Origin of the sequence: Geitlerinema sp. PCC 7407, from assembly GCF_000317045.1 — a bacterium.
In the GTDB taxonomy this organism is placed as follows: domain Bacteria; phylum Cyanobacteriota; class Cyanobacteriia; order PCC-7407; family PCC-7407; genus PCC-7407.
In genome coordinates this window covers 210620-235000 of sequence record NC_019703.1, presented here as the reverse complement: position 1 = coordinate 235000, position 24381 = coordinate 210620, and the positions used below count along the sequence as shown (strand labels likewise).

Annotated in this window: 24 protein-coding genes and 1 tRNA gene (1 of these 25 running past the window's edge); 12 read left to right on the top strand and 13 right to left on the bottom strand. The window is 58.4% G+C overall.

Going from position 1 to position 24381, the window contains the following annotated elements; translation table 11 throughout:
* A protein-coding gene (gene nadC / locus GEI7407_RS01070; protein WP_015170285.1) for a carboxylating nicotinate-nucleotide diphosphorylase crosses the window boundary here: on the top strand, window positions 1-370 show its final stretch. 500 nt of this gene lie to the left of the window's left edge; the window shows 370 of its 870 coding nt (coding positions 501-870); the start codon falls outside the window, past its left edge; it ends in the stop codon at window positions 368-370.
* Between the two features lie 34 nt (window positions 371-404).
* Window positions 405-2162 (top strand): arginine--tRNA ligase, encoded by a 1758-nt coding sequence (gene argS, locus GEI7407_RS01065; RefSeq protein WP_015170284.1) that lies wholly within the window; start codon window positions 405-407, stop codon window positions 2160-2162.
* 26 nt (window positions 2163-2188) lie between these two features.
* Here the strand turns inward: argS and GEI7407_RS01060 are convergent, their stop codons facing one another.
* From GEI7407_RS01060 to GEI7407_RS01045, 4 genes are all read right to left on the bottom strand, one after another.
* Window positions 2189-3082: an FkbM family methyltransferase gene (locus GEI7407_RS01060; RefSeq protein ID WP_015170283.1), complete on the bottom strand. Its 894-nt coding sequence runs from the start codon at window positions 3080-3082 to the stop codon at window positions 2189-2191.
* A gap of 65 nt (window positions 3083-3147) precedes the next feature.
* Window positions 3148-3687, bottom strand: a complete 540-nt coding sequence (gene def / locus GEI7407_RS01055) for a peptide deformylase (RefSeq protein ID WP_015170282.1) — start codon at window positions 3685-3687, stop codon at window positions 3148-3150.
* Window positions 3688-3704: 17 nt separating this feature from the next.
* Window positions 3705-4967: an HhoA/HhoB/HtrA family serine endopeptidase gene (locus GEI7407_RS01050; RefSeq protein ID WP_150109702.1), complete on the bottom strand. Its 1263-nt coding sequence runs from the start codon at window positions 4965-4967 to the stop codon at window positions 3705-3707.
* Window positions 4968-5912: 945 nt separating this feature from the next.
* Complete coding sequence (locus GEI7407_RS01045; protein ID WP_015170280.1) at window positions 5913-6695, bottom strand: RNA polymerase sigma factor SigF; 783 nt, start codon at window positions 6693-6695, stop codon at window positions 5913-5915.
* Between the two features lie 690 nt (window positions 6696-7385).
* Between GEI7407_RS01045 and GEI7407_RS01040 the strand changes: the two genes are divergently transcribed.
* Window positions 7386-7733 (top strand): hypothetical protein, encoded by a 348-nt coding sequence (locus GEI7407_RS01040; protein ID WP_015170279.1) that lies wholly within the window; start codon window positions 7386-7388, stop codon window positions 7731-7733.
* Between the two features lie 306 nt (window positions 7734-8039).
* On the opposite strand, the gene lpxD is transcribed toward GEI7407_RS01040, so the two are convergent.
* Both lpxD and GEI7407_RS01030 read right to left on the bottom strand, forming a co-directional pair.
* Window positions 8040-9098: a UDP-3-O-(3-hydroxymyristoyl)glucosamine N-acyltransferase gene (gene lpxD, locus GEI7407_RS01035; protein ID WP_041268226.1), complete on the bottom strand. Its 1059-nt coding sequence runs from the start codon at window positions 9096-9098 to the stop codon at window positions 8040-8042.
* Between the two features lie 16 nt (window positions 9099-9114).
* Entirely contained in the window at window positions 9115-9828 is a 714-nt protein-coding gene (locus GEI7407_RS01030; RefSeq protein WP_015170276.1) for a response regulator transcription factor, read from the bottom strand.
* Between the two features lie 504 nt (window positions 9829-10332).
* Here GEI7407_RS01030 and GEI7407_RS01025 point away from each other — a divergent pair.
* Window positions 10333-10935 carry a CPP1-like family protein gene (locus tag GEI7407_RS01025; protein ID WP_015170275.1) on the top strand — a complete coding sequence of 201 codons (603 nt, stop codon included), beginning with the start codon at window positions 10333-10335 and terminating at the stop codon, window positions 10933-10935.
* Here the strand turns inward: GEI7407_RS01025 and GEI7407_RS01020 are convergent.
* From GEI7407_RS01020 to GEI7407_RS01010, 3 genes are all read right to left on the bottom strand, one after another.
* A complete protein-coding gene (locus tag GEI7407_RS01020) occupies window positions 10927-11631 on the bottom strand; it encodes an HAD family hydrolase (protein ID WP_015170274.1) in 705 nt (234 codons plus the stop codon). The two genes, GEI7407_RS01025 and GEI7407_RS01020, sit on opposite strands and share 9 nt — an antisense overlap.
* 203 nt (window positions 11632-11834) lie before the next feature.
* The gene (gene hppD, locus GEI7407_RS01015) at window positions 11835-12950 is read right to left on the bottom strand and encodes a 4-hydroxyphenylpyruvate dioxygenase (RefSeq protein ID WP_015170273.1); all 1116 of its coding nucleotides are present in this window, start codon (window positions 12948-12950) and stop codon (window positions 11835-11837) included.
* Between the two features lie 271 nt (window positions 12951-13221).
* Window positions 13222-13656: a hypothetical protein gene (locus tag GEI7407_RS01010; protein ID WP_015170272.1), complete on the bottom strand. Its 435-nt coding sequence runs from the start codon at window positions 13654-13656 to the stop codon at window positions 13222-13224.
* A gap of 243 nt (window positions 13657-13899) precedes the next feature.
* On the opposite strand from GEI7407_RS01010, the gene GEI7407_RS19240 reads away from it, so the two are divergent.
* Window positions 13900-14877 carry a hypothetical protein gene (locus tag GEI7407_RS19240; protein ID WP_015170271.1) on the top strand — a complete coding sequence of 326 codons (978 nt, stop codon included), beginning with the start codon at window positions 13900-13902 and terminating at the stop codon, window positions 14875-14877.
* 23 nt (window positions 14878-14900) lie between these two features.
* Here the strand turns inward: GEI7407_RS19240 and GEI7407_RS01000 are convergent, their stop codons facing one another.
* Complete coding sequence (locus GEI7407_RS01000) at window positions 14901-16412, bottom strand: UbiD family decarboxylase (RefSeq protein WP_015170270.1); 1512 nt, start codon at window positions 16410-16412, stop codon at window positions 14901-14903.
* A gap of 110 nt (window positions 16413-16522) precedes the next feature.
* Between GEI7407_RS01000 and GEI7407_RS21275 the strand changes: the two genes are divergently transcribed.
* Complete coding sequence (locus GEI7407_RS21275; protein ID WP_015170269.1) at window positions 16523-16690, top strand: hypothetical protein; 168 nt, start codon at window positions 16523-16525, stop codon at window positions 16688-16690.
* A 309-nt stretch (window positions 16691-16999) separates the two neighbouring features.
* Window positions 17000-17794: a hypothetical protein gene (locus GEI7407_RS00995; RefSeq protein WP_015170268.1), complete on the top strand. Its 795-nt coding sequence runs from the start codon at window positions 17000-17002 to the stop codon at window positions 17792-17794.
* Here GEI7407_RS00995 and GEI7407_RS00990 read toward each other — a convergent pair.
* Window positions 17706-18479, bottom strand: coding sequence for a cation diffusion facilitator family transporter (locus GEI7407_RS00990; RefSeq protein ID WP_015170267.1), 774 nt, complete (start codon window positions 18477-18479; stop codon window positions 17706-17708). The two genes, GEI7407_RS00995 and GEI7407_RS00990, sit on opposite strands and share 89 nt — an antisense overlap.
* A gap of 275 nt (window positions 18480-18754) precedes the next feature.
* Here GEI7407_RS00990 and GEI7407_RS00985 point away from each other — a divergent pair, with 275 nt between their 5' ends.
* Window positions 18755-19639 (top strand): alpha/beta fold hydrolase, encoded by an 885-nt coding sequence (locus GEI7407_RS00985; RefSeq protein WP_015170266.1) that lies wholly within the window; start codon window positions 18755-18757, stop codon window positions 19637-19639.
* 126 nt (window positions 19640-19765) lie between these two features.
* Window positions 19766-20380, top strand: a complete 615-nt coding sequence (locus tag GEI7407_RS00980; protein WP_041268571.1) for a DUF3318 domain-containing protein — start codon at window positions 19766-19768, stop codon at window positions 20378-20380.
* Here the strand turns inward: GEI7407_RS00980 and GEI7407_RS00975 are convergent.
* Together GEI7407_RS00975 and GEI7407_RS00970 are read right to left on the bottom strand one after the other, a co-directional pair.
* Window positions 20377-22122, bottom strand: a complete 1746-nt coding sequence (locus tag GEI7407_RS00975) for a hypothetical protein (RefSeq protein WP_015170264.1) — start codon at window positions 22120-22122, stop codon at window positions 20377-20379. The two genes, GEI7407_RS00980 and GEI7407_RS00975, sit on opposite strands and share 4 nt — an antisense overlap.
* A gap of 207 nt (window positions 22123-22329) precedes the next feature.
* Complete coding sequence (locus GEI7407_RS00970; protein ID WP_015170263.1) at window positions 22330-23460, bottom strand: TRAP transporter substrate-binding protein; 1131 nt, start codon at window positions 23458-23460, stop codon at window positions 22330-22332.
* 56 nt (window positions 23461-23516) lie between these two features.
* Between GEI7407_RS00970 and GEI7407_RS21270 the strand changes: the two genes are divergently transcribed.
* The 3 genes from GEI7407_RS21270 (at window position 23517) to GEI7407_RS00960 (ending at window position 24342) form a co-directional block, all read left to right on the top strand.
* Window positions 23517-23675: a hypothetical protein gene (locus GEI7407_RS21270; RefSeq protein WP_190274164.1), complete on the top strand. Its 159-nt coding sequence runs from the start codon at window positions 23517-23519 to the stop codon at window positions 23673-23675.
* Between the two features lie 44 nt (window positions 23676-23719).
* A complete protein-coding gene (locus GEI7407_RS00965) occupies window positions 23720-24169 on the top strand; it encodes a PPC domain-containing protein (protein WP_015170262.1) in 450 nt (149 codons plus the stop codon).
* 100 nt (window positions 24170-24269) lie between these two features.
* Window positions 24270-24342, top strand: a tRNA-Phe gene (locus GEI7407_RS00960).
* The last annotated feature ends 39 nt before the right edge of the window (window positions 24343-24381 follow it).

Genomic DNA, 24381 nt, shown 5'->3' with positions numbered 1-24381 from the left:
TGGGGTGATGATCAAGGACAACCACATTGCAGCGGCGGGTGGCATTGGTCCTGCGATCGCCCGGGTACGGGGCCGGGTTCCTTATCCGCTCACGATTGAGGTAGAGACGGAGACGCTGGCGCAGGTTGAGGAGGCGCTGGCAGCAGGAGCCGACATTATCATGCTGGACAATATGGCGATCGCGCAGATGCAAGAGGCAGTCCAAAGAATTCGTCAGGTCAGCGGTCGGATTAAAATTGAAGCTTCTGGCAATATCACTCTCGAAACGATCCGGGCTGTCGCTGAGACGGGGGTTGACTATGTTTCAACCAGTGCTCCGATTACCCGCTCGACTTGGCTGGACCTGAGCATGAAGCTCAAAAATGCCTGAGTCTGCTGATTCAGAAGCTTTCTACGGATTTGTTATGAACTCTACTCTCGATCAACTTAAGGCGCGATTTAGTCAGGCGCTGGTGAAAGCCTTTGGGGAGCAGTATGGCGAGGCTGATCCCATGCTGGTGCCAGCAAGCAATCCCAAGTTTGGTGACTTTCAGTCCAATGCGGCCCTAGCGCTCACGAAGCAGCTCAAGCAAGCTCCCCAGGCGATCGCCCAACAGATCATCCAAAACTTGGAGATCGATGACTACTGCGAGACGCCTGAAATTGCAGGCCCTGGCTTTATCAATCTTCGGCTCAAGCAGGAGTATCTGGTGAGTCGCCTGCATCGGATGCTGGCCAGCGATCGCCTGGGTGTTGAGCCAGTGAAGCGTCCCCAGCGAGTGATTGTCGATTTTTCGAGCCCCAACATCGCGAAGGAAATGCATGTGGGGCACCTGCGGACGACGATTATTGGAGATGCGATCGCCCGCGTTCTGGAGTTTCAGGGTCACGACGTTCTGCGCCTGAACCACGTGGGCGATTGGGGTACGCAGTTTGGCATGCTGATCACCCATTTGCGCGAGGCTTGTCCGGCGGCTTTGCAAGACTCAGACGCGATTGATCTGGGCGATCTGGTGGCGTTTTATCGAGAGGCGAAGCAGCGCTTTGATGAAGATGAGGATTTCAAGGAGCGATCGCGCAAAGCCGTTGTCGAACTCCAGTCTGGCGATCCCGAAGCCCGGAAGGCTTGGCAAATTTTGTGCGATCAGTCTCGCCGGGAATTTCAAAAAATCTACGATCGCCTCGACATCACCCTAACCGAGCGCGGCGAATCTTTCTACAATCCTCTGCTAGCCGACGTTGTCAAAGATCTCGCCACCACTGGCCTCCTAGTCGAAGACCAAGGGGCTCAATGCGTCTTTCTCGACGGCTTCACCAACAAGGACGGTGATCCGCTGCCGCTGATCATCCAAAAGTCCGACGGCGGCTACAACTACGCCACGACTGACTTGGCCGCCATCCGATACCGCATCCAGCAAGACGGTGCAGAGCGGATCATCTACGTTGTTGATGCTGGCCAGTCGAACCACTTTGCTCAGGTCTTCCAGGTTGCGCGCCGGGCTGGCTGGGTTCCTGAGACTGTTGAACCGATTCACGTTCCTTTTGGCGTCGTTCGGGGCGAAGATGGCAAAAAATTCAAGACGCGATCGGGCGAAACCGTTCGCCTGAAGGATCTTTTGGACGAAGCTGTGACTCGTGCTCGGACCGATCTCTCGACTCGGGTTCAAGAGGAAGGGCGGGACGAGTCGCCAGAGTTTATCGGCCATGTGGCTGAAACCGTTGGCATCAGCGCGGTGAAGTATGCGGACCTCAGCCAGAACCGAACCAGCGACTATGTGTTTAGCTACGACAAGATGCTGGCTCTTCAGGGCAACACGGCGCCCTACATGCTCTACGCCTACGTTCGCATTCAGGGCATCAGCCGCAAAGGTCAGATTGACTTTACTCAGATCGCGAACGACGTGCCGATTGATCTCCAAGACGAGTCAGAGCTGACCCTTGCCAAGCATTTGCTGCAGCTTGACCAGATCTTGGCGGCGGTTTCGGTGGAGCTGCTGCCCAATCGCCTGTGTCAGTATCTCTTTGAGCTGAGCCAAAAGTTCAATCAGTTTTACGATCGCTGTCCTGTCTTGCAGGCCGATGAGCCCCAGCGGACGTCGCGGCTTGCGCTGTGCGACCTGACTGCTCGCACGCTGAAACTCGGCCTCTCGCTCCTGGGAATTCCAGTGCTAGAGCGCATGTAAATCTCGCGCTAGGCAGGCGATCGCCATCACGCTGGCCGCAGCAATAGGTCAGTGTGATGGCGTTTTTGCTGCTGGTGATGGGCTAGCAGGGCGGCGCTGTCTTGACCAAAGTCAATGCACTGCCCTTGTAGGGTGATGGCGCTCACAGCGTAGCCAAGGTCCAAAATCTCTTGCAGGAAGCGCTGGGGATCGGCATTGCCGAGGCTGCGCAGATTGGAAGGCGCGAATTCTGCCAGGATGATGGGGCGCTGGCGCTTCAGAATTTGCTCCATGCCGCGAAAGGCGTAGGGCTCGTGGCCTTCAATATCAATTTTGATGAGATCAATTCGCTGATCAGCGAGAAAGTCATCTAGACGAACGGCTTGCACTTCTCGAAAGTAGGGATTTGCGCCGTGAATGTGGGCTTGAAGCTGGGCTTGGGATTTGCCGGTGAAGCGGGCGCCGGAGTTGGCGGCATTTCCCAGGTCCGAAACGACAAGGGTACTGGCTTCATCGCTGACGGCCAAGTTGTGGGCCTGAACGCGATCGCTGAAGCCGTTGTAGGCAATGCTGGCTTGGAGCCGGCGAAAGTTTTGCAAATCTGGCTCGAAACAGAGCACCCGTCCTTGGGGTGCGCAGCGAGCAACCAAAAGGCTGTAGTAGCCGATGTTGGCGCCGATATCGAGGAAGTGGGTGTCGGGCTGCAAGTGCTGTGCCAAGACTGAGATGACGTTTTCTTCGTACTCGCCTTTGAAGAGAAGCGGTCGACCAATGGCTGGGTCGCGGGTGCTGACCACGATGGAGAAGTCGTAGCGATCGCAGTATTGCAGGGTATCGCTCGAGCGGGTCAACAGTTTGAGGAGGGAGTGCGATCGCACTCGCGCGAGGCTAGAGAGCGCCCCTTGCCCATAGCGAAGCAATTTGGAGAGCACAGGCTGCATTCAGAAGTCCAACACGCAATGGAACATGAGGATTTTCCCATTTTCCTGGCCGAGGAGCCGACGCTCTAGGCGATCGCCTCGCCCAAAATCTGCTGACGAAACGCCGCCTCGGTCAGCAAATCTTGGTCACTCTCCACCCGATCGATCAATAAGATGCCATCGAGGTGATCCAGCTCGTGCTGAAAAATCCGGGCAATAAAGCCTGTGAGGTGCTGGGTTTGCAGGTTACCGGCTCGATCGAGATATTCGACCTGGACGCAGGAATATCGCGGCACCAAGCCTCGAACACCCGGCACGCTCAGACAGCCTTCCCAGCCTTTTTCTTGATCTGCTGAGTGGGCCACAATGATCGGGTTGATCATGGGCGTCGGCTCCATCTGGGGCGCGTTGGGATAGCGGGCGTTGGGCCTGGAAGCCACAATAAACAGGCGATCGCCCGCAGACACCTGAGGCGCTGCAATGCCAACGCCCCCTGCCAACTCCATCGTCAACAGCAAGTCATCGATCAGCGTCTGCGTGTCCGGTTCGTTCACCGATGCCACGCAGCGCGCTGATTGACGAAGAGTCGGGTCGCCCACTCGGGCGATCGCTCGCTGAAAAGCCATGCCAACGTCCTAAGGCACTACTGGGCCTGAGCCGATCGCACCGGGAAGGCCCCCGGGCGCACGCTCAAAGTCACAGGACCACCGCGACGAGCCACTGAAACAGACAGCGGTTGACCCACCTGGCTATTTTCAACCAGACGCTGCACCTCCTCCGAGGTCTCCACCGCCTGGTCGTTGATGCGCTGAATCACATCTCCCGGACGGAGCCCCGACTGAGCCGCAGGCGAATTGGGCACAACTCGCACGACCAGCACCCCTTCGCTAGCGCTGATCTGAAACTCGCCGCGATTGGAGCGGTTTAGCTCTTGCTGAATCTCCGGCGTGAGGTTGACCATTTCAATCCCTAGGTAGGGATGGTCAACTTTGCCATTGGCAATCAGCTGATCGGCAATGCGCTGGGCCGTATTGATCGGAATCGCAAAGCCCAAACCCTGAGCGCCGCCAATAATGGCCGTGTTGACGCCGATGACTTGTCCGCGCGCATTTAGAAGCGGGCCACCCGAGTTACCGGGATTGATCGCAGCATCTGTTTGAATAAAGCCAACTCGCTTGTCCGGGACTCCAACATCGCCGCTGGTGCGATCGGTGGCGCTGATGATCCCAACGGTCACGGTATTGTCTAGACCCAGGGGATTGCCGATGGCGATCGCCCATTCCCCAGGCTGGAGGCTATTGGAGTCGCCCAGCGACACCGTCGGCAGGTTGCTCGCCTCGATCTTAACTACGGCCAAATCCGTCAGCGGATCTTCGCCCAGCACGCGACCCTCTAGCTGTCGGCCGCCCTTGAGGGTCACCGTCACCGTATCCGCCTGATTCACAACGTGGGAGTTGGTGAGAATGAGGCCGTCAGAATTAATGATGAAGCCAGATCCGGTGCCTCGCTCCTCGCGCTCTTCTGGGATGCCCTGAATGCGCGGGCCAAAGAAATCTTGGAAAAAGGGATCTTGGAAAATCGCGGGCAGCTGCGTTTTGACGGTCCGGGACGCGTCGATGCGCACCACCGCCGGGCCGACCTGCTGAACCGCGTCCACAATGAAGTTATTGTCAGCGGCTCCCGACTGCAAAATTCGGCTAGAGCTGCCGCCGGGCGTGACTTGCTGGGCGATCGCCGCCGGAATCTCAGATCCGTCCATCAATAAGGTGCGTTCACCCACAACCACTGCAGCCGCACCCAGCAGCAAAAGAGAGAGATAGCGCCCAGTCTGCTTCCACTTTTGGGAGCTGGACGCGCGATCGCTGTTTGCTGAAGACTTTGTAGTATCCACAGGATTGGAGTCCATAAAATGCGTCTGGTTAAGATTGCGACGGAAGATACGCATAGCGTCCCATCTAAAGCCTAGTTGATCTCAAGGGCACCCCGAAGAAGTCTCTGACTTTTCGAGCGATCGCCTCAGTCCTTGAGCAGTGGGCATCTCACTTGCTTTGCCCTGATCATGCAGCCTTCTCTGACGGATCAGGTGAGACCTCACTGGCCTTGGCGCCTCCGCACTTCCACACTGCTGGAAGTCGCTCTTCTAGCCTAGAAAGCTCATATCACGTCTTTGTGACAGCAGTATCACAGCGATGTGGCAGTGAGCAAACTGCGATCGCCTTTGGCAGAAACCACCATCTCTTGCGACTCACTTTTGGGCCAAAAAGTTCCCGCCAGCCATAGCGTTTAGCCTTCCAGCGCGATCGCCCCTGAGCCGATCAAAAACGCTATCACGCTCTTTAAGTGAGTCATTCAAATTATCAACAAGACGCTGACCCCGTGACCTCTGGCCGCTGATAGATCTCCCATAAATCTCCTATAGATCTCCTAGATCTACAGCGATCGCCTGAGCCCAAAACGCCTCTAGGCCGATCGCCCTAGAGGAATCCCAAGGCCCTGCCCAATTCACCAACAATCAATTCAGCGTAATCAAAAAACGAAAAACTGAAACGCAGAGCGCTTTTCGCCACCAACTCTAGCCATCTTCACAGTCGATCCATCGCGATCGCCGCCCAAGTTAGCAGCCCTTCAGCACCCTGTATCGTCTTTTGCTGTTTTCAGCCCTTCAGTTCCAGGCCCCTGCCAGGTCCTGAGCACCATTCATATTCTCAATTGCTTTTAGCAGTTCAAATTTTGAGTAATGAATTTCGCCTCTAAAAGCAACGGGCCTTCCATCTGGACATCAACTCAAGGAACACACAAACGTTAGAGAATTCAACCCGCCGAGGAAGTGTCCACACTTCAGAAATTTGTACTACGGGTCTGTCTGAAGAACTTGCGGTTGCAGAAATACCACCATCTGCTGAACCCCGCGCTGAATGCGACGAGTCACCGTCATCGGGCTAACCCCAATGCGCTCGGCCACTTCTTTACGAGACATACCGTTGAGAAACACAAACTCGATCGCGGCTCGCGTTTTGTCTTCGAGCTGATTGAGAGCACGCTGAAGCTGCTGGCGGTCTTCTTCGAGGCGTTGCAGCACCTGGTAGTGCGCATCCGGCAGCGTTTCCCCCAGGGTGATTTGGGAGTCAGCCTGCTGGCAAACCGTCGCATCGAGGCTCAGAGGCGTGCGGTTCTTGGCCGACAGCTTGATTTCCTGCCACTCGCCCACCGCAATGCCAATCGTTTCGGCAATTTCAAAATCAGACGGTTGGCGGCCCAGATCGCGACTGAGCTGCGTCCGCACCCGCTGTCCTTCTTTATACAGGTCTTGCCAACGACGCGGGACCTTCACAGAGCTCGCGCGATCGCGCAGGAAGTGCAGCATTTCGCCGCGAATATAGGGGACAGCAAACGAGCTGAAAGCACAGCCCTGAGTCGGATCGAAGCGCTCAATCGCGCGAATCAGCCCCAAGTAGCCAATCTGCTCGAGATCTTCGTAGGGTTCTGCACACTGATGGCTGACACGATGGGCAATCTTGCGAACCAGGCCTGCATTGAGGCGCACAAGCCGATTGCGAACAGCAATGGAAGGATTTTGGTGGTACGCAATGAGGAGTTCCAAACCTTGAGAGCGCAGCGACGATTGATTAGCCATCTCTTCGGACACCTTGCATCAGAGCTAGGCTCATTCTCCGCAGAGGAGGGACTAGAAACCATCGTTGATTCACGGTAGTCCCTAGGGCAAAGCAAGGGCTTATCGGCATAAACACGGAGAGGTTTTTTTGAGACCAAAAATGCCGCAGCGAAGATTATTTAGGAACCGTGATGAAAATGATAAAACTTCGTTTTCTTTACCAGGATTTCAAGCATTTTGAGGGTCACTTAACTCAGAAAATATTTTTTCTCTGTAAGTGATCCAAGTCACACTTTATGCCTAGATCTCGATCACCTCGAGGCATCTATTCCAGCAGCCATCCCTAACTTTGCTAAGGCTTTTCGAGATTTTCACAGGCTCTTTACCCAATAAATTCCCAAAGCTTGTGCTTAGACAAAGGTCAGAGAAGGGCACTTGATTTTAAAAATTTGTCTTCAAACTGAGACAGGTTGAAATTAATTTCAAGTTTTAACAAAGATTAATTTTACAAAACTTTACTTTAAGTAAGTGACAATTTTCGATTAATTCGTACAATCTGTTACTCAAGAGACGGTCTTGATTCTCTACCCTGCTAGGGAGTTTGAGGGTTTAGATTACCTAACACTTTTCAAATTGCTCAACAAAGCGCTGACTTTAGTAACCCAAACATTGTTTTTCTATCTTTATTAAATTCGATTTGAGGAGGCCGCGATGCAATATACGTTTGAGATTCTCGGCGTATCTCCCATCCTTTCGTTTCTCAATCATCAGGCTGAAAGCCCTGTAACTACGCCCACAGGGGCCGAATATCTGAGTACTTATCAATGCACTCTGGATGCGCTGCTGGAGTCCGTAGAACCTGTTCCGCCAAAGCGGGGGTGGGATTTGGATAAAGTTGTCGATACAGTTGTTAACTATTGGCTACAAAACGCTGAAAGGATTCAGCACTGGAAAGAGCGATTGCGGGCGGCTGGCTGCGAAAATATTTTGGTTTCGCGGATTGCCGATCTCAAGGCTTTGCAGCAAGAGTTCGATCAGCTTCTCGGTAAAAACTTTTAAGGCCTCAGTAAAGTGGGGCACAACCTATGGGTTGCTGCCCCTCAAGAGTACGGAGACCCGCAATAAGGCAAAACTCGATGCAGCTTGGTTTCAGCAACCAACCTCCGTAGCCTCACGGTCTAGCTCGACAGCTGGGGCGGCGAGAAGAGAGGATGCGTTGTTGACGGCATTGTTTAGCAGGGAGGATTTAGATGCAGCGACCCAGCAAGATTTGGCGCCAGCGCCTGCGCTGGCTTGGGTTTGGGACGTTTGGCTGGCTACTCTTTCTCGCGCTCTCGGTCTGAGCCGAGAGACAGGAGGGACGCTCTAGTCGTGTTTGGGGCGATCGCCTAAAGCCTTTTCGAGGCGACGCACCGTTTGATAAATCTCAGCGAGGCGGCCATAGACGGCTGAGGTCCGCAGCCACAGCTTGTTGGGCAGCGGAGGCGTCCCGCCCGAGATGACTTGGCCATCGGGGACTTCGCCATGGATTCCCGTTTTGGCGGTGGCGATGACTCCGTTGCCAATTTTGGCCTGGTTGGCGACGCCGACCTGGCCTGCGAGCAAGACGCGATCGCCTACCGTCACGCCGCCGGCCAAGCCTACTTGGGCCGCGAGGGCACAGCTGCGGCCAATTCTGACGCCGTGGCCCACATGCACCAAGTTATCGAGTTTGGTGTCTTGGCCAATGCGGGTCTCGCCCACGGCCGGCCGATCAATGGTGCTGTTGCAGCCCACTTCGACGCCGTCTTCGAGCACCACAATTCCAGACTGGTCCATCTTGAACCAGCCTTGGGGCGTTGGCACGAAGCCAAACCCTTCGGAACCAACCACAGCGCCGCTATGGATCACGCAGTCTGCCCCGACCTGGGCCCGCTCGTGGATCACGCAGTTTGCATGCAGCACGGTGCGATCGCCCACTTTCGCCCCTGGATAAACCACCACGTTTGGGTGGACACACACATCACTCCCCAACTCCACATCCGCCTGAATGACCGCGTGGGGACCGATGTAGAGGTTATCTCCCAGCTTCGCCGACGGATGGATCACCGCCGAGGGATGAATCCCCGGCTCGGGCCGAAAAGGCCGATAAAACAGCGTAATCGCCTTCGCAAACACCAAACGCGGATCCGGCGCCGAAATCCAGGCCACCTCTCGGGCGATCGCCTGCTCTTGCAGCGTCGGATTTCGCGGCAAAATCAGCGCACTGGCCTGAGTCGTCGCCACCGCCGAGGCAAACTGATCGCCTTCGATATAGCTCAGGGTGCCAGCCGAGGCCTCTCGCACCGCCGCGACCCCAACAATGTCTGGATTCAATTTGGGAGCGATCGCAAGGCTACTGCGATCTGTCGCCTCTAGGGCCTGAACTAACTCGCTAAATCTCATAACGCTGGCAAAGGACTCATGACTCATCAGAACTCAACATGCCAGGGGACTCAAACTTGTACCCCACGCCCCGCACCGTCTGAATCAACGACGGCTGACTGACATCGGTCTCAATCTTCTTGCGAATCTGGCCGATGTGGACATCTACAACTCGCTGGTCTCCAACGTAGTCATAATCCCACACCTCCTGAATCAGCTCAGCGCGGCGCCAGACTCGCCCCGGATGGCTCGCCAAAAAGTGCAAAAGGTCAAACTCCAGCGCAGTCAGCGGGATCACCGCCTCATCGAGGAGCACCTCTCGCCGCACCGGGTCAATCACCAAGCGATCGAAGGTCAGGCACTGCTGCTCAACCGTCGTCACCACCCGCTGGCGCTTCAAAATCGCCCCAACGCGCACCCCCAACTCACCCAAACTAAAGGGCTTAGTCAGGTAGTCGTCGGCCCCCTGGCTAAAGCCACGGATTTTGTCGGCCTCATCCGTGCGGCTCGTCAACATCAACACAAAAACTCCCGTACGGCTCTGCATCTCTTGGCAGAGGTTGTAGCCGTTCGCGTCGGGCAAGTTGACATCCAGAACCACCAAATCCGGGTTGAACTGCTCAAACAGGGCCATGGCCGATTTGCCATCTGCGGCAGACTCCATTTGGAATCCCTGCCTTCCCAAAAAGCGGTGGATCAGATTGCGGATCGCAGGATCATCATCAACGACAAGGATCTTGGCTGTGGCCATGGCCATACCTTTGCAACGAAACTTTGATCAGGGACAAACTTGAGATTGCAAGATCGTGTAGACCTACAATCCCTGTCTGGAACTACGAAACCAGCCGTTCTTTATCAGGACTGCAACCCGGTCGCGTACTGAGCATTTTAGGGTGGAAAAGGACCTGAGCCAATAAAGGCCGCATTCTTTAACAATCCCCGCCAGCAAGCGAGAGGACGGCTTTCCCGTCGTTCCCTGTTCAGTCATAGCATCCCAGACTTAGTCTTGACGGTCTGCTCGACGAGAAAAGTACTGCCCAGGAAGATAGCCGATCGCCCAGAGCTTGCGCTACAGCATCCGACATTGCCAACCCGAAAGGGGACTATAGAATGGGATCGACTTGGACCCTGCCCAAAATCCTGGCCGGTTTGGTAGGCTGCCAGGGTCAGCCGATGGGATTCGGGACGCTGGTGCGTTGCCCACCGCATAATGGGTGAAGAGAGGATCACTGTTGGGGTCTGTTGGAGGTTTTAGATGAGCGATCTCACTCCCTACGAGCAGCTTGGGGTTACAGAAGAGTCCTCTTTCGAGGAAATTCAGGATGCTCGCAACCGGCTCATGGGTGAGCACCAAGATGACCAAAAACTGGTTGAAAGTATCGAGGCGGCCTACGACGCAGTATTGATGGATCGGCTGCGGCTGCGCCAAGAGGGACGCATCAAAGTGCCAGAGCGCATTCGTTTCCCCGAAAAGCTGGCCCAGGCAGCGGCTAAGCCTGCGCCTGAGCCACCCAAAACCCCGGCATGGATGCAGCAAATGGTAGACACGCCCAGCCGGACCGAGATTTTGTGGTCGGCGGGGGTGTTTCTAGCGCTGGGCGCCCTGAGTCTGAGCAGCCCTTCGCTGGCGCTGGCGCTGGCTGCGGGGGCAAACCTCTATTTCCTCAATCGCAAGGAAAACAAGTTTGGCCGGGCCGTGCTGCTGTCGCTGGTAGGGCTGCTGGGCGGTATTTTCTTGGGAGTGGCGTTTGAAACGGTGCTGAAACCATCGCTGCTGCCGGGAGGATGGAGTGAAGGGACTTTCCCGGCGCTGATCACGATGGTTGTGCTGTGGGTTGTCAGTAGCTTCCTACGCTAGTCGGGCAGACTGCAGGGCGCCGTCGAGGAATCGATCGAGCGCTTCGCTGAGGTCCTGAACAATGAGGTCAGGACCATGCTGCTCTAGGCGATCGCGATCGCGGATTCCCGAGAGGACGGCGATCGCCGGGATGTCTTGGGACTTGGCTGCCGCAATGTCAGCTTCGGTGTCGCCGATCATGCAGACATAGCTGGCGGGCGGCAGCTCCTCGATGGCGCGCGCCATCAGGAGAGGCTTGTCGCGTACGTCCCCGGTTTTGACGTAGTCATCGGGCAGGCAGTAGCGACGATCGGCGGGAAAAAAGCGGGCCAAGTCGTTCTCTTCGAAGGCGTGGTTCAGTTCGCGCACCCGACGCATGGTCATCACCACCAGGTCGATTCCGGCTTGCTGGATGCGCTCTAGGGAGGCGATCGCCGTTTCGGTGGGGCGATCGTAGCTGAGATAGGGCAGGGTATGGACCGTCTCGCGACGCAGGCGGGTAAACTCAAGGGCCTGCTGATCATCGAGGCCTGACATGCGGCCAATTTCTCGCTCAGGCACCTGAGCCCGCTTGCAGCGCCAAAATTCCGCCTTGGACAGGCAGCGGACCGTCTGCTCAGAGCGGCGAACCTCGTCCAGGCAGAACTGGTACACGCGATAGTAGCGCTCTGAAACGTCCATGATTGGACCGTCGAAGTCAGTAATAATTCTCAGCATGGGGCGGCCTAGAGCGAAGAGACGTTTAGCGACTTGCGCTTGGCGCAAAGCGTAAACTTTTATGACTCCACATTACAAAACTTCTCTCGCAAACCCCAACGTATTTTCCCTAGATTTGTACTTATAGCGCCGATTAGTAGGGGCTATCACGGTCTTGAGAGCTGTCCAAACAGCGCTTTAAAAGAAAGAAGAGTGATCACTCCTCACAAACTGCCGCGCTGCATTTGCTCACGCTCGATGGCTTCAAACAGCGCCTGAAAGTTGCCTTCGCCAAAGCCCTGCACTTGGTAGTGCTGGCCATTTTGCAGGCAGATCCGCCGCTCGATCAGCTCAAAAAAGAAGGTGGGCTGACCAAAAATAGGCTGAGTGAAGGTCTGCAAGAGCAAAGCTTCGGGGCAGTCCTCTTGCCAATCCACGAGAATTTGCTGCTCGGCGATCGCCCGCCAATCCACGGCGGGCAGCGGCTGATCGTAGCGCTGGTGGAGCTGTTGGTAGTAGGTCGGCGGGACAACAAGAAAGGCAAGGCGCGATCGCAGGGTCGCGACGGTTTGGATCAAGTTCGGCGTTGCCAGGGCAATGTGCTGAATTCCCGGCCCCCCGTGGAAGTTCAAGAATTCCTGCACCTGGGAATTGGGCGAGGTCGGCTCATTCACGGGTAGACGCATGCCGGAGGCGGGATGCATCAGCACCTGGCTCCGGAGCGACGATCGCTCCGTCTGAATCGCGAAGGACTGTTGGCGCTCAAAGCCCAGAGCCCGCTCGTACCAGCCCAGAGCCCGATCCAGATCCCCCGGCGCAACGTTTAGCACCGTGTGGTCAATGTGATCAAAGAGAGCAGCCTGGGTCGAGCTGTGGCGGGCGCGATCGCCTTCGAGGGGGTCTGCGATCGCGCCAGTCTCTAGGCCCCAGTCCGGCAGCAGGGGCGTGACGCCCTGGCGCTCGATCAGCGTGTGGCGCAGCGATCCCCAGCCCTGGATTTGGGCCAGTTTCAGGCAACCCTGCGAGGTTCGGGCTTCGGTCCAGGGGCGAGTCACCTTGGCTTGGGCGGCGATCGCCCGCTCCAGCACAGGATGCAGCGTCGGAACCTGCCAGGCCACATCGGCCACCCCTGGCGAATAGTGGTGCAGAAACGCCGCGACTGGACTGTCGAGAGTCACTGCTGAGGAGAGCAGAAGGGTAATGGGGCCGCTACGGACGACTTCCGTTTGAGAGTGGTCGCTAGAGCCCCGCGCAACGAACTGAAACCCTAAAACCTGCACAAACCAGTCCCGAGAGGCGATCGCATCCTCTACAAAAAAATGAACGTGGTCGATTTTCATGGTGGCTGGAAATTCAGTCTGAATGCTGCGCTATGTTCTAAATTTTGCGATTTTTATCAACTTTTCAGTTCTTTCCGAGGACAGAAACCTGAGCGCGAAGGCGATCGCCTCTGAGCAACTACACCCCCAGCATAGGCGAAGGATCACGGCTATCCCGGATCGCGGTTATCGCCATCACATTCTTCGCCCAACAAAAAAGGTGCGCAAATTTGCGCACCTTCACTACAAGGTTGGATGGATTCTTGAGATCCGCAGACTCGGCGATCGCACCTTAAGAGCGCTTAATGTCGCGAGCCATGTTGCGGAACATATCCATACTGGTATCAACGCGTCGGCGTGCCCCAGTTTCGCTGCTGGTTTCAATTTTTGGAGTCTGGGACTCAGGGGTCGGAGTCGGAGCCGCGGCCGCGGCAGCAGCAGCCTGCTGAGCCCGGCGCGTCATTTCCATCGAAGAAATCTCATCGGGCAGCTTATTTTCAAATTCAGAATTCAGCTTGCCCTTGGGAAACGTCTTTTTCACGCGCTTTGCAGTGCGCATGTAGTCGATGTCCCCGTAGGTTTTAGCAGCATCGGCTTCCAGGAAATAAGCACTCGCTTTTTCATTGGCTGGCTGGGCCGGAGCCGCTTGTTCTGCTTGAGGTTCTGGCGCTGCGGCTGCCTGGTCCTTCGCTTTTGAACCAAAAATCCCTCGAATAAATCCGGTCACAAGCGTCTCCTGAAGATTTGGGCTGAAGTTGATACTTTTTGTTAAATAGTATCAAGATTCATCTCAGCTTACGGCAGAAGTGTAGTGAACTCATGGAGCAAATTTCTAGTTCTCAGGCACAGGCAGCGAACTCTAGGCCCAGTTGCGAGCAAAATTTCGCTTAATTACGCCAATTTCGCCGCAGAGTGCGATCGCGCTTCCTGACCTGGGAACCCTAACACCAAGAGCTAAACACCTTGCATCATGACTTCGCCCAGTCTGTTGAAACAGGCCCAGGAGGGCGACCCGAGGGCGATCGCCGCCCTCCTCAATCAAGCCCTAAAAGCCAAAGGAGCCCACGCCACTGCCAATCTTCAAGGCACCTGCCTACGGATTTATCTAGAAGGGGCGATCGCCCCCGACCAGAGCCAATCAATTGCCCTAATCAGACAAGGACTGCAGCGCCTGCATCCTGATCGCATCCAAACCTTGCGGGTGTACGGTCAGGCAGCTGGGGCGGAGTTTCCAGACTGGATTGAGGAGGTCGTGTTATCAGAGCCGACGGCCGCCGTCCCCAGCCCAGCCCCCGAGCCGCTCCCATCTCCAGCGCCTCAGTACCCCACCGAGAGCGCCACGCGTCTCCAGACGCCTCAGCGGGCCAGTGTCTCCCGGCGTCCTGTGGTGCGACCTCGCGCCAAGCCACGCTTTGAGCTGCGCTGGTCAGACTTTGACCCAGCCAAGTTTGGCATCATGGTCTTCATTGCCATCTACGGCTTTTTGGGGGCGCAAAACCCAGGCTACGACGGGCCGTTTTTGTGGCTACACTACCCCGATCTCGCCATCCACGAAACCGGGCACCTGCTGTTCATGCCCTTTGGCACCTTCTTGCATATTCTGGGCGGGTCGCTGACCCAGATTCTATTTCCGGCGGTGTTTACGGCCTACTTTTTTGGGTCAGGTCAGCGTTTTTCCAGCGCTCTAGCCCTGTTTTGGACGGGCCAAAACTTTATGGACGTCGCCGTCTACATCGCCGATGCCCAGGCGCGCAACTTGCCGCTTACGGTTGATGATCCTGACGCCCACGACTGGTGGAATCTGCTGGGTATGATGGGCCTGCTGGAGCACGATCAGGCGATCGCCGCGGTCGTGCACGGTATCGGCGTCCTGCTGTACCTAGCCGCTGTAGCCGCCGGGTTCTACTTCGCCTACCTTGGTCCCCAAGCCAGAGCCCACCATTCCTGAGCAGGGGAGCTCTGTCCCGCGGCCTAGCGAATGTCGTAGCCAAACAGGTTGGGATCGACCTCGCCCAAACTCAGGTCTGCCAACCCATATTCAGCCCAGCGCCGCTCCACGAGCGCCGCCGTCTCCGGGTCCGACTCGAGGGGCTCATTCCAGACGCGATCGGTTTCGGGGTAGACCTTGGTCGTGGCGTCGATGCCCATGCGGCCGCCCAGACCGGCCTTTTCCGTCGCGAAGTCCAGCGAGTCAAAGGGCGTATCGGGCAGGATAAACACGTCGCGCGCCGGGTCGACTTTGGAGGCGATCGACCACACGACCTGGCGAGGATCTCGGATATTGATGTCCTTGTCCACCACCACCACGAACTTGGTGTAGTTGAACTGGGGCAGGGCGCTCCAGAAAGCGAGGGCCGCTCGGCGAGCCTGACCGGGATAGGACTTGTCGATGGAAATCACCGCGGCCTTGTAGCTGAGGGTCTCCATGGGCAAGAAAAAGTCGACGATCTCCGGCACCTGCTGGCGCAAAATCGGCGTGTAGATGCGGTTGAGGGCCAGGGCCATCATGGCGTCCTCTTTGGGAGGGCGGCCGCTGAAGGTGGTGAGATAGATCGGGTCTTTGCGGTGGGTGACGCAGTGGAAGCGAATCAGGGGCGCGGCTTCGTTCACGCCGCCATAGAATCCCATGTGATCGCCCGCGGGGCCGTCTACTGCCGTCTCGCCGGGGGTGATGGTGCCTTCGAGAATCATCTCGGCGTCGGCGGGCACTTCGAGGTTGAGGGTTTTGCACTTGGCGAGGTGAACGCCGGTCCCGCCATAGATGCCCGCAAACAGCCACTCCGAGAGGTCGAGGGGCAACGGAGTTGCGGCAGCTAGGATGATCAGGGGATCGACGCCCAGGGCGATCGCCACCTCCAGCTTTTGGCCCCGCTCGGCGGCCTTGCGCAGGTGCCGCGTCGCGCCCCGGATCGACAACCACTGCACGGTCATGGAGTTCTGGGACTGGAGCTGGAGCCGGTAGACGCCCACGTTGGGGATGCCGGTCTCGCAGTCCTTGGTGATCATCAGGCCCAGGGTGACGACTTTGTTGGCGTCGCCGGGGTAGACCCGCAGCAGCGGCAGCTGGGTGAGATCGACCTGGTCGCCTTTGAGCACCACTTGCTGGCAGACCGGAAACAGGTCGCGATCGGGTTTGGCCTTGAGGACATCAAAGAGGGCCTTGCCAAGGTCGATGGCCTGGGAGAGCTTTTTGGGGGGGCGGGGCTGGTAGAGCAGGGCGAGTTTTTTGCCGAGGCCTTCGAGGTCTTCGGGCTTGTCCATGTTGAGAGCCCAGCAGACGCGCTCGACGGTGCCCAGGAGATTGACGAGGACCGGCTGGGTTGAGCCCTTGACGTTTTCAAACAGCAGGGCGGGACCACCGGCCTGGAGCATTCGGTTGGCAATCTCGGCGATCTCTAAATCGGGATCAACCAGGGTTTTGATCCGTCGCAGTTGTCCGCGCTGTTCCAGCAGTTCGATGAATCCCCGCAGGTCTCTCGGCATGGTGAAGCAATGTAAAGCGTTTCCTTCCCCATTATGGCCATAGACGCGATCGCGGCTACTCTTGGGCTGTTGTTTGCTTAATTCTCAACGGGAACTTTATAGGTATTGAAGTGATTGCTAAAGTTTTGAGCGATCGCTTCCATAAAGGAGTCAGCCAAATCCTGAGGGAGGACTTGCAGCAGACCGGCACTTTCATCAAGTTTTTGCACTCTCATTCCAAACTACAAGTGACCTATACCGGCCAGCGCTGGCTGGTGGCGATCGCCCCTGGCCACTGAGAAAGTTTTGTTCGGCTCGCCAAACTAACAAGAATCAATGCAAAACGTTGCAAATCAAGGCACAACTGCACGGCCAGGGATAGCACCGGGAATAATGGAGTAGTGTCTGACCTCTAGAGGAGGTTTGAGGCCCCGGACAAAATCAGTGTATCGAGCAATACACGGATGAGTTTGTGGGACCGACGGCGCTGCTGCGGAGCTCTAGCATCCAAGCGCCGAGAGCTTTTCAGACATCCTAGGGGCTTCTTCTCGTGCCTGGAAAAAGTCGAGCAAGCGATCGCTACGCTGCACTACCGGAACTATCGGTCTATGTCCATCCAAAAAATTCCTGTTGACGCCATCCAGAAGATTCAAAAGTATGTCCAGCAGGTGTTGAATATTCCCGAATCCGAAAACCGTCCTCGGTTTCCTAGTTCCCTAGAAGAGTTGGACGACGGCGACGCTCCCGACTCCCTCGATGCCCTGGGCGACTGGTTCAAGGCAGCCAGCGTGATCGAGGCAGACAGTCCCGCGCCCAACGTAGAAGGCTCCTGGTTTTTGAGCAGCATCAATCCTGGCGACGCTCTGCTCAAGCTGCCCGGCCTCCGGCTCAAGCCGGGATTTCGGCTGGTCACCTACCTCAACCGCAACGGCAAGGATGGCGTGGGCGCAACGTGGGCTGTGCCTGAAGAGATGAGCACCACAGCGCTGCTAGAGGTGGCGATCGGGCGCAGCGGCGATCGCCATCAGCCGCCCCACCCCGAGGGCGCTTTGCCAGATGTCATGCTCGCGACCACCGGCGATCGCTCTCCGGCCTCCTTTGTGGTGGCCTCGATCCTGGCCCGAGAGCTGCGGGAACTGGGCGCGCTGGGGACTTCGTGCAACTGGAGCGTGCACCGGCTCGTGCAGGCACTGCCGACCCAGGTGAAATGGGACTGGCAGGTCGCAGCGATTCAAGACCTTTCGCCGAAGGTGCGCATTTTCCCCGATGGTCGAGCCGCAGTAGAGTTCTTCACCTGCCGAGTGGCTGCGCCGATCAACTTGTTTCGCCACCTCGATCAGTACCCTGCGAGCAGCTACCAGCCGACCCATGCAGACCGGGTCGTGGCGATCGCCACTCGCTGAGGAGCGCGGCGCTGCTCTCGCGAATCAGGGGCACTGCCCCCACCAAAATCAAAACGGACACCAGCAGGCTGACCGCGCCATCGGCCCACAGCCAGTCCAGCGCCCAAACCGCGATCGCCGCCACAATCACGCCCACGGAGCTCACGGCGTCGGCAATCACGTGCAAAAAGGCCCCGCGAAGATTCAAATCCTGGTGGCTGCTGTCGTGAAGCAGGGCAGCATTGAGGCTGTTGATGCCCAGGCCAAATCCCGCCGTCACCATCATGGGCACGCTCAGGATTTCGCTGGGCGGGGATTGGAGCCGCTCCACCGCTTCCCAGCCCACCCCCAGGGCGATCGCCACCAGTCCCAGGCCATTGGCCAAGGCCGCAATGGTCTCCAGCTGGCGCGACGCGGTTCCCAGCGCAGCTCGCCGAGTCAGCCAGGCCGCCCCCAAGGCCAGCCCCAGGGCCAAGCCATCGGCCACCATGTGGCCCGCCTCCGCTTGCAGCGCCAAACTGTGGCTAAAAAAGCCCACGGCGCACTCCACGCCCGCAAAGAGCAGCACCAGCCCCAGAACCGTTAGCAGGAGCCGAATTTTTTGGGGGGTGGCATTCTCCACCGCAGCGCGATGGCAGTGGGCACAGGCACCGCTAGCATCATGCTGCTGGAGCGCTATCTCGAAGGGATGATCGCTTTTCAACACGTTTTGTAAGCTGCGCAAAGGGTCAGGAAAAATTTCAAAAGCATCCGGAGCCGGGCGTGTCCGCCCCACTCCTCGACAAGGCGTCTTTTTTACAGTGTGCACCAGGGTGCACCAGCCCGTTTGGCGGCAACCGCCTTGCCCTGTCCCAGGCGATCGCCTAGGCAGTTTCATCGACTCTCGGGCCAGCACCGATTGTTCCAGGCCCCGCAAAGTCTCTCGTCGCCTCGGGAGCGCGGTAGAATGGGAGGAACTTTACAGTTCGTAATGTTCTAGTCATGCAGGCAACGATCGCTTCGGTTCCCGGTCAGCAATGGCAATGGCGCGGCCACTCGATTCACTACGTGCGGGCAGGCGATCGCCATCCTCAGCGGCCGCCGCTGCTGCTGGTTCACGGCTTTGGCGCCTCCACCGACCACTGGCGCAAGAATATTCACGAGCTAAGCCAAGACTTCGAGGTTTGGGCCGTCGACCTATTGGGGTTTGGCCGCTCAGCCAAGCCGAACCTGGCCTACAGCGGCGACCTGTGGCGGGATCAGCTGCACGACTTCATTGACGAAGTGATCGGCCAACCGGCGATTTTGGCGGGCAACTCCCTGGGCGGGTATGCCTGTTTGTGCGTGGCGGCCCAGCGATCGCCGTCAGCCCGTGGCGTTGTGCTGCTCAACAGCGCCGGTCCCTTCAGCGAGCCGGAGCCCGCGCCCCAGCCCAGCCCCTTCCGCCTGGCCATCCAGAAACTCACCCGCAACGTCCTGCTGCACCCCTGGGTCAGCTACTGGCTGTTTCAGTACACGCGGCGGCGATCGGTCATTCGCAAAACGCTGGAAAAGGTTTACTTGGATCCCAGCGCCGTGACGGACCAGCTGGTTGAGGATATCTATCGGCCCTCCTGCGATCCGGGCGCGGCGGAGGTGTTTGCGGCGGTGTTCAAAACGCCCCAGGGCGAAAAAGTCGATACGCTGCTCAAACAAATGGACTGCCCGCTGCTGATGCTGTGGGGAGAAGGCGACCCCTGGATGCGGGCGCGCGATCGCGGCGCTAAGTTTCGCCAGCACTACCCCGAACTGACGGAGCACTACCTGCAAGCAGGCCACTGTCCCCACGACGAGGTGCCAGACCAGGTGAATGCGCTAATTCGAGACTGGGTTCTCACCCTTGGCTAGGGCTGCGGCGGCTCCTAGAATCAAAGACAACCCCATCATCACTCAGCCAACGATGGCTCACCTCCTGCGCTAGGACGCAGGCGTGGGGCGATCGCGCAGCACCGTTGGCTTGTCTTTCCCACCATGATCAATCCCGAACCCGAAATTCGCCGCCTGCTGGACTTGATGCCCGCTTCCAGCCGCATGAGCACCAAGATCGTCAGCAAACCCACCCAGCCGCAGCTGATCAGCAGCCCGTTTCCGCTGCCGTGGACCCAAGACCGCCGGGTCCAGATCAACTTCGAGCTGTGGAGCCGCCTGCCGCGCCCCCAGCGGGACCTGCTGCTGCTCCATCAGGTGAGCTGGCTGGGCCTGATTCGCTGGTTCAAGCCGGATCTGTACCAGGGGCTGGCGGCGGCAGGAATCGCGGGGGCGGCCTTTGAGGTTTTTCAGGCAGATGCGGTGGGGGTGCTGATGGCGGGCACGATGACGGCGATCGCCGGTCTGCAAATTTGGCGGACCAGCCGCAGCTCTCGCCTAGAAATCGAGGCGGACGAGGTGGCCCTGCGGGTCGCCGTCCGGCGGGGCTACGACGAGCCTGACGCGGCGCGTCACCTGCTGGCGGCCATTGAGTCAGTAGTGGCCATCGAAGGGCGATCGGGCCTGGACTTCACGGAGCTGATTCGCAGCCAAAATCTGCGAGTGCGGGCTGGCCTTTCCGCGATGGAGGTTCCAGAGACGATCCGCCAAAGCTCCGACTAGGAGGCCGTTTCCGAGGGCAGACAGCGATAGTGCTGGTAGGCATAGCCATCTACGGACTGGCGGCCCTGGGGATCGGCCAAGCAGCGCTGGGCAGCGGGGTCATCTGGGGCGTAGAAGTTCACCAGCCAGAGGTCAAGGGGGCCAGTTTGGCGAGCGATCGCGGCTTCGAGGGCGCGGGTCGAGGCCTTGGGGTCGTCGTCCTGGTGGGCGAGCAAAAACTCCGGTTGCCAGGGGCGATCGCGGCGAACCAGCTCTAGGGCAATGCCCATCATTTCGCCAGTTTGCACGTGGGTTTTGTGGGTGGTGGCGATCAGCACCGGGCTATTGGTGATCTGGGCCTGCACCCGATCAATGAACAGCCCCGGTCGATAGTACTTTTGGTAGCCCAAATTGCAGCTGACCGTCAGGGCGCTGGCCACCCCCATCACCAGCATAAGGATGCCGACCTGCTTGCCGGTCAGGGCGGGCCAAAACCAGCGCGGCCGCTGGGGCGCTGACACCACAGCATCACCCGCCGACCACACCTGAGCTAGGGCCGCCCCCAGCAGGGCCAAGAGCCCCGGAAAATAGACGAAATTGTAGCGAGCGCCCCGCGTCAGGTCCGTGCCCAAGCCGTAGGTGATGGCGAAAATCAGGGCGATCGCCCCCAGCACAAACCCCGTCACAACGCGGCTCTCGAGCAGCGTCTCATCCTGGGTGACGCGCTGCCACCAAAAGCGCACCCACACCGGCGTCAGGCGCACAAAAAACAGCAGCATCAGCAGCCCCGACCCGATCACCACCGGCAGCGGGTCCGCCTCCACAGGCAACAGTCCCACCATGGTGATCCAGGCCGCCAGTGCCTGAAAAATCGGCGCCAAGCGGAACACCTGACCCGGCTCCGCATAGATCCACTGGGTCACTTCGCTGCCGTAGACGCGCTGCCACACCGGCAGCCAGGCCAGCACAGAGGCCAGAGTCCCCAAGGCCACGAGCGCCAGCCGTCCCCAGCCGACCCGAAACTTAGCCGCTAGATCGGTGGGCGATCGCCAGCGCAGCCAGACCCACCAGCCCGCCAGCACCAGCCCTTCCGCCGCCAGGGTCAGCACACAAAAGTAGTGCACCGCCACGCTGAGGGCATTGAGGCCGATCCACAGCGCCACCACCGGCCAGGCCAGCGGTCGCCGCTCCTGGAGCGATCGCGCGCCCTGCACCAGGCACGCCAAAGACGCAATCACCAGCAAGATCGCCAGCGTATAGTGGCGGGCCTCCTGAGCCAAGAAAATGCCGAAGGGGGACAGCGCCATCCCCAGGGCCGCGCTGTGACCCACTAGGGGCGATCGCCACACCCAGCGGCCCAGCCCATACATCGCCGGAATCGCCAGCACTCCCAGCAGCGCCGACAGCGATCGCGCGCCCCACACCGACGCCAGCCCATCCACCGTCGGGAGCAGCGACATCCACCCGTGAGCCAGCAAAAAGTACAGCGGCGGGTGCGTACTCTCGGACATCAGGTGCTGCACCACCGCCCCAAAATCTAGACTGGGCAGGGGCCGCAGCGGCGAGAGCAGCGTCTCTAGGGAAATGGGCTGGTCTAGGGGCACCGTCCGAAAAGTCCGGCCCAGGCTAAACACCATCGTCGAAAACTCATCGGTCCAGGGGGGCTTACTGCCCAGATTTAGAAATCGCAGCGCCGCCCCCAGCAGCGTCCAAACCGCAACCCATTTTGCCTCGGACTGTCGCTGATTCTGCTTTACGACCACCTTCTTTTTCTCCAGACCGGTTGCAGCGGCCCTCGTCCAGACCTCAGCGGTTTCACGTTGCTCTCACCTATGGCGATCGCAGGGCTCTTTTTCACTCTAGGCTAGGCCTTTCGGCAGCTCCAGCGCCCGATTCGCTCCCTGCCCTTTTTTTGTCGTCAGGCCCACCCCTCCAGGTTCCCCAAGTGGGATCCAGCGCTTTCGAAATGACTAGGACTGGGGCCGAGCCGCCGGGGCCGACGGCGCGATCGCAAAATTGGCAAAACTCAGCTCATTAATGCGGTTCCAGGCATAGATTTGGTCTCGGAACTGCTTCCACTGGTCATACACTTCCTTGAAGGTAGCGTCCTGGCTGGCGCTCTGCTCGTACAGCTCAAAGGAAGTCCGCTGGGCCGCCTGCAAGATCTCCTGGCTGTAGGGGGTGAGCTGAGTTCCGCCCGCAATCAGGCGCTGTAGGGCCTCGCCATTGAGCATGTCGTACTGGGACAGCATGTTGAGATTGGCCTCATAGGCCGCCGTCTTGAAAATCTCCTGATACTCCTTGGGCAGGCGGTCCCAGGCCGCCCGGTTCACCTGGACCTCTAGGGTCGGGCCAGGCTCCCACCAGCCAGGATAGTAGTAGTAGCGCGCCGCCTTGTTGAGGCCCAGTTTCTCGTCGTCGTAGGGGCCGACCCACTCCGCCGCGTCGACGGCTCCCCGATCCAGCGCCAAGAAAATCTCTCCGCCCGGCAGGACCTGAACATTCACGCCCAGCTCGGCCATAACCTTGCCGCCTAGGCCGGGAATGCGCATTTTGAGGCCGTTGAGGTCGGACACCGCGTTGATTTCCCGCTTGAACCAGCCCCCCATTTGCGCGCCGGTATTACCCGCCGGAAAGTTAATGATGTTGAAGTCGGAATAGACCTTTTGCATCGCCGCTAGGCCGCCGCCTTGGTAGAGCCACGCGTTTTGCTGCTGGGCGGTGAAGCCGAAGGGAACGGAGCACCCAAAGCCTAGGGCGGGGTTTTTGCCGACGTAGTAGTAGCTGGCGGTGTGGCCGCACTCCACGGTGCCCGCCTGCACTGCGTCCAGCACCTGCAAGCCGGGGACGATCTCGCCGGCAGCAAAGGGGGTGATGGTGAAGCGGCCCTCGGTCATCTCGCTGACGCGCTTGGCCAGAGTTTCGGCCCCGCCAAAGATGGTTTGAAGGGATTTGGGCCAGCTGGTGGCCATGCGCCATCGCACGGTGGGCTGGGTGCTGACCCCAGGGCTGGCGGGACGAGAGGATTGGCTGCAGGCAGCGAGGCCTGCGGTGGTGGCTGCGCCTAGGGCGACATTGGTTAAAAGCTTGCGCCGCTTCATGGGGTGGGGGACCAATAGGAACTGGCAGACAGTCGGCGTTTGGCGGGCGATCGCCCGTGACGCACTTGCAGAATCAGGGCGATTTTATCACCCGCTGTTCTCTCTGCTACAGCCCTGACGATCAACAGGCGATCGCACCAACGGCTCAGCGATCGCCTGTTGATACGATCGCCCTTTTTCACCCCTGCCGGAAATTCCGGATTCTCATGGGGTAGTAAGGCATAATTGAGCCATTCATCAAGAGTGTGGGGGGAGTGCTATGGCTGCACAGGCTTGGATTTCAGGGATTCGTCACCTACTGATCGTGCCAGGAGCGCTACTGACGATTGGACTCGGTGCCGAGCTCGCAGCGGCACAGCTCTACCAACCGATCGACCTGCCTGCCAGCAACACGGTCTCCGATATTCTGTCCAAAAAAGACATCCCAACGGGGCAGGGCGGCTTCGCGCGGGACTACGTGACGACGTTCCAGGAAGGAGATCAGATCGCCATTGATCTGGCATCGGATACGTTTGACACCATCGTGACGCTTCTGGCTGAGGACGGGACGACTGTGGCTGAAAATGACGACGGCCCCGACGGCACGACCAATTCGCTACTCTTTACTCGCATCACGAAAACAGGCACCTACATCGTGCGGGTGCGGTCTTTCGGCGAGGTGGCGGGGGGACCTTTCGACCTGAAGGTGACGCGCCTGCGCCCCATCTAAGGGCGATCGCCTGCTTTTCGCGAAAAGTTCCGCCAGACCACTTGCCAATTTCTTCTCAGTTTTGTTACCTTAGTTAAGCGCTCGCTGCAGTGCAGCGCTCGCCGGGATAGCTCAGTTGGTAGAGCAGAGGACTGAAAATCCTCGTGTCACCGGTTCAAGTCCGGTTCCTGGCATATTTTCAGCTTTGACAAATCGATAAGATGCGCTGATGT

What these genes read in the sequence shown, in the direction of transcription:
- argS (WP_015170284.1), top strand. Translation starts at nt 405, where the DNA reads ATGAACTCTACTCTCGATCAACTTAAGGCGCGATTTAGTCAGGCGCTG.
- GEI7407_RS01060 (WP_015170283.1), bottom strand. Translation starts at nt 3,082, where the DNA reads ATGCAGCCTGTGCTCTCCAAATTGCTTCGCTATGGGCAAGGGGCGCTC.
- def (WP_015170282.1), bottom strand. Translation starts at nt 3,687, where the DNA reads ATGGCTTTTCAGCGAGCGATCGCCCGAGTGGGCGACCCGACTCTTCGT.
- GEI7407_RS01050 (WP_150109702.1), bottom strand. Translation starts at nt 4,967, where the DNA reads ATGGACTCCAATCCTGTGGATACTACAAAGTCTTCAGCAAACAGCGAT.
- GEI7407_RS01045 (WP_015170280.1), bottom strand. Translation starts at nt 6,695, where the DNA reads ATGGCTAATCAATCGTCGCTGCGCTCTCAAGGTTTGGAACTCCTCATT.
- GEI7407_RS01040 (WP_015170279.1), top strand. Translation starts at nt 7,386, where the DNA reads ATGCAATATACGTTTGAGATTCTCGGCGTATCTCCCATCCTTTCGTTT.
- lpxD (WP_041268226.1), bottom strand. Translation starts at nt 9,098, where the DNA reads ATGAGATTTAGCGAGTTAGTTCAGGCCCTAGAGGCGACAGATCGCAGT.
- GEI7407_RS01030 (WP_015170276.1), bottom strand. Translation starts at nt 9,828, where the DNA reads ATGGCCACAGCCAAGATCCTTGTCGTTGATGATGATCCTGCGATCCGC.
- GEI7407_RS01025 (WP_015170275.1), top strand. Translation starts at nt 10,333, where the DNA reads ATGAGCGATCTCACTCCCTACGAGCAGCTTGGGGTTACAGAAGAGTCC.
- GEI7407_RS01020 (WP_015170274.1), bottom strand. Translation starts at nt 11,631, where the DNA reads ATGCTGAGAATTATTACTGACTTCGACGGTCCAATCATGGACGTTTCA.
- hppD (WP_015170273.1), bottom strand. Translation starts at nt 12,950, where the DNA reads ATGAAAATCGACCACGTTCATTTTTTTGTAGAGGATGCGATCGCCTCT.
- GEI7407_RS19240 (WP_015170271.1), top strand. Translation starts at nt 13,900, where the DNA reads ATGACTTCGCCCAGTCTGTTGAAACAGGCCCAGGAGGGCGACCCGAGG.
- GEI7407_RS01000 (WP_015170270.1), bottom strand. Translation starts at nt 16,412, where the DNA reads ATGCCGAGAGACCTGCGGGGATTCATCGAACTGCTGGAACAGCGCGGA.
- GEI7407_RS00995 (WP_015170268.1), top strand. Translation starts at nt 17,000, where the DNA reads ATGTCCATCCAAAAAATTCCTGTTGACGCCATCCAGAAGATTCAAAAG.
- GEI7407_RS00985 (WP_015170266.1), top strand. Translation starts at nt 18,755, where the DNA reads ATGCAGGCAACGATCGCTTCGGTTCCCGGTCAGCAATGGCAATGGCGC.
- GEI7407_RS00970 (WP_015170263.1), bottom strand. Translation starts at nt 23,460, where the DNA reads ATGAAGCGGCGCAAGCTTTTAACCAATGTCGCCCTAGGCGCAGCCACC.
- GEI7407_RS00965 (WP_015170262.1), top strand. Translation starts at nt 23,720, where the DNA reads ATGGCTGCACAGGCTTGGATTTCAGGGATTCGTCACCTACTGATCGTG.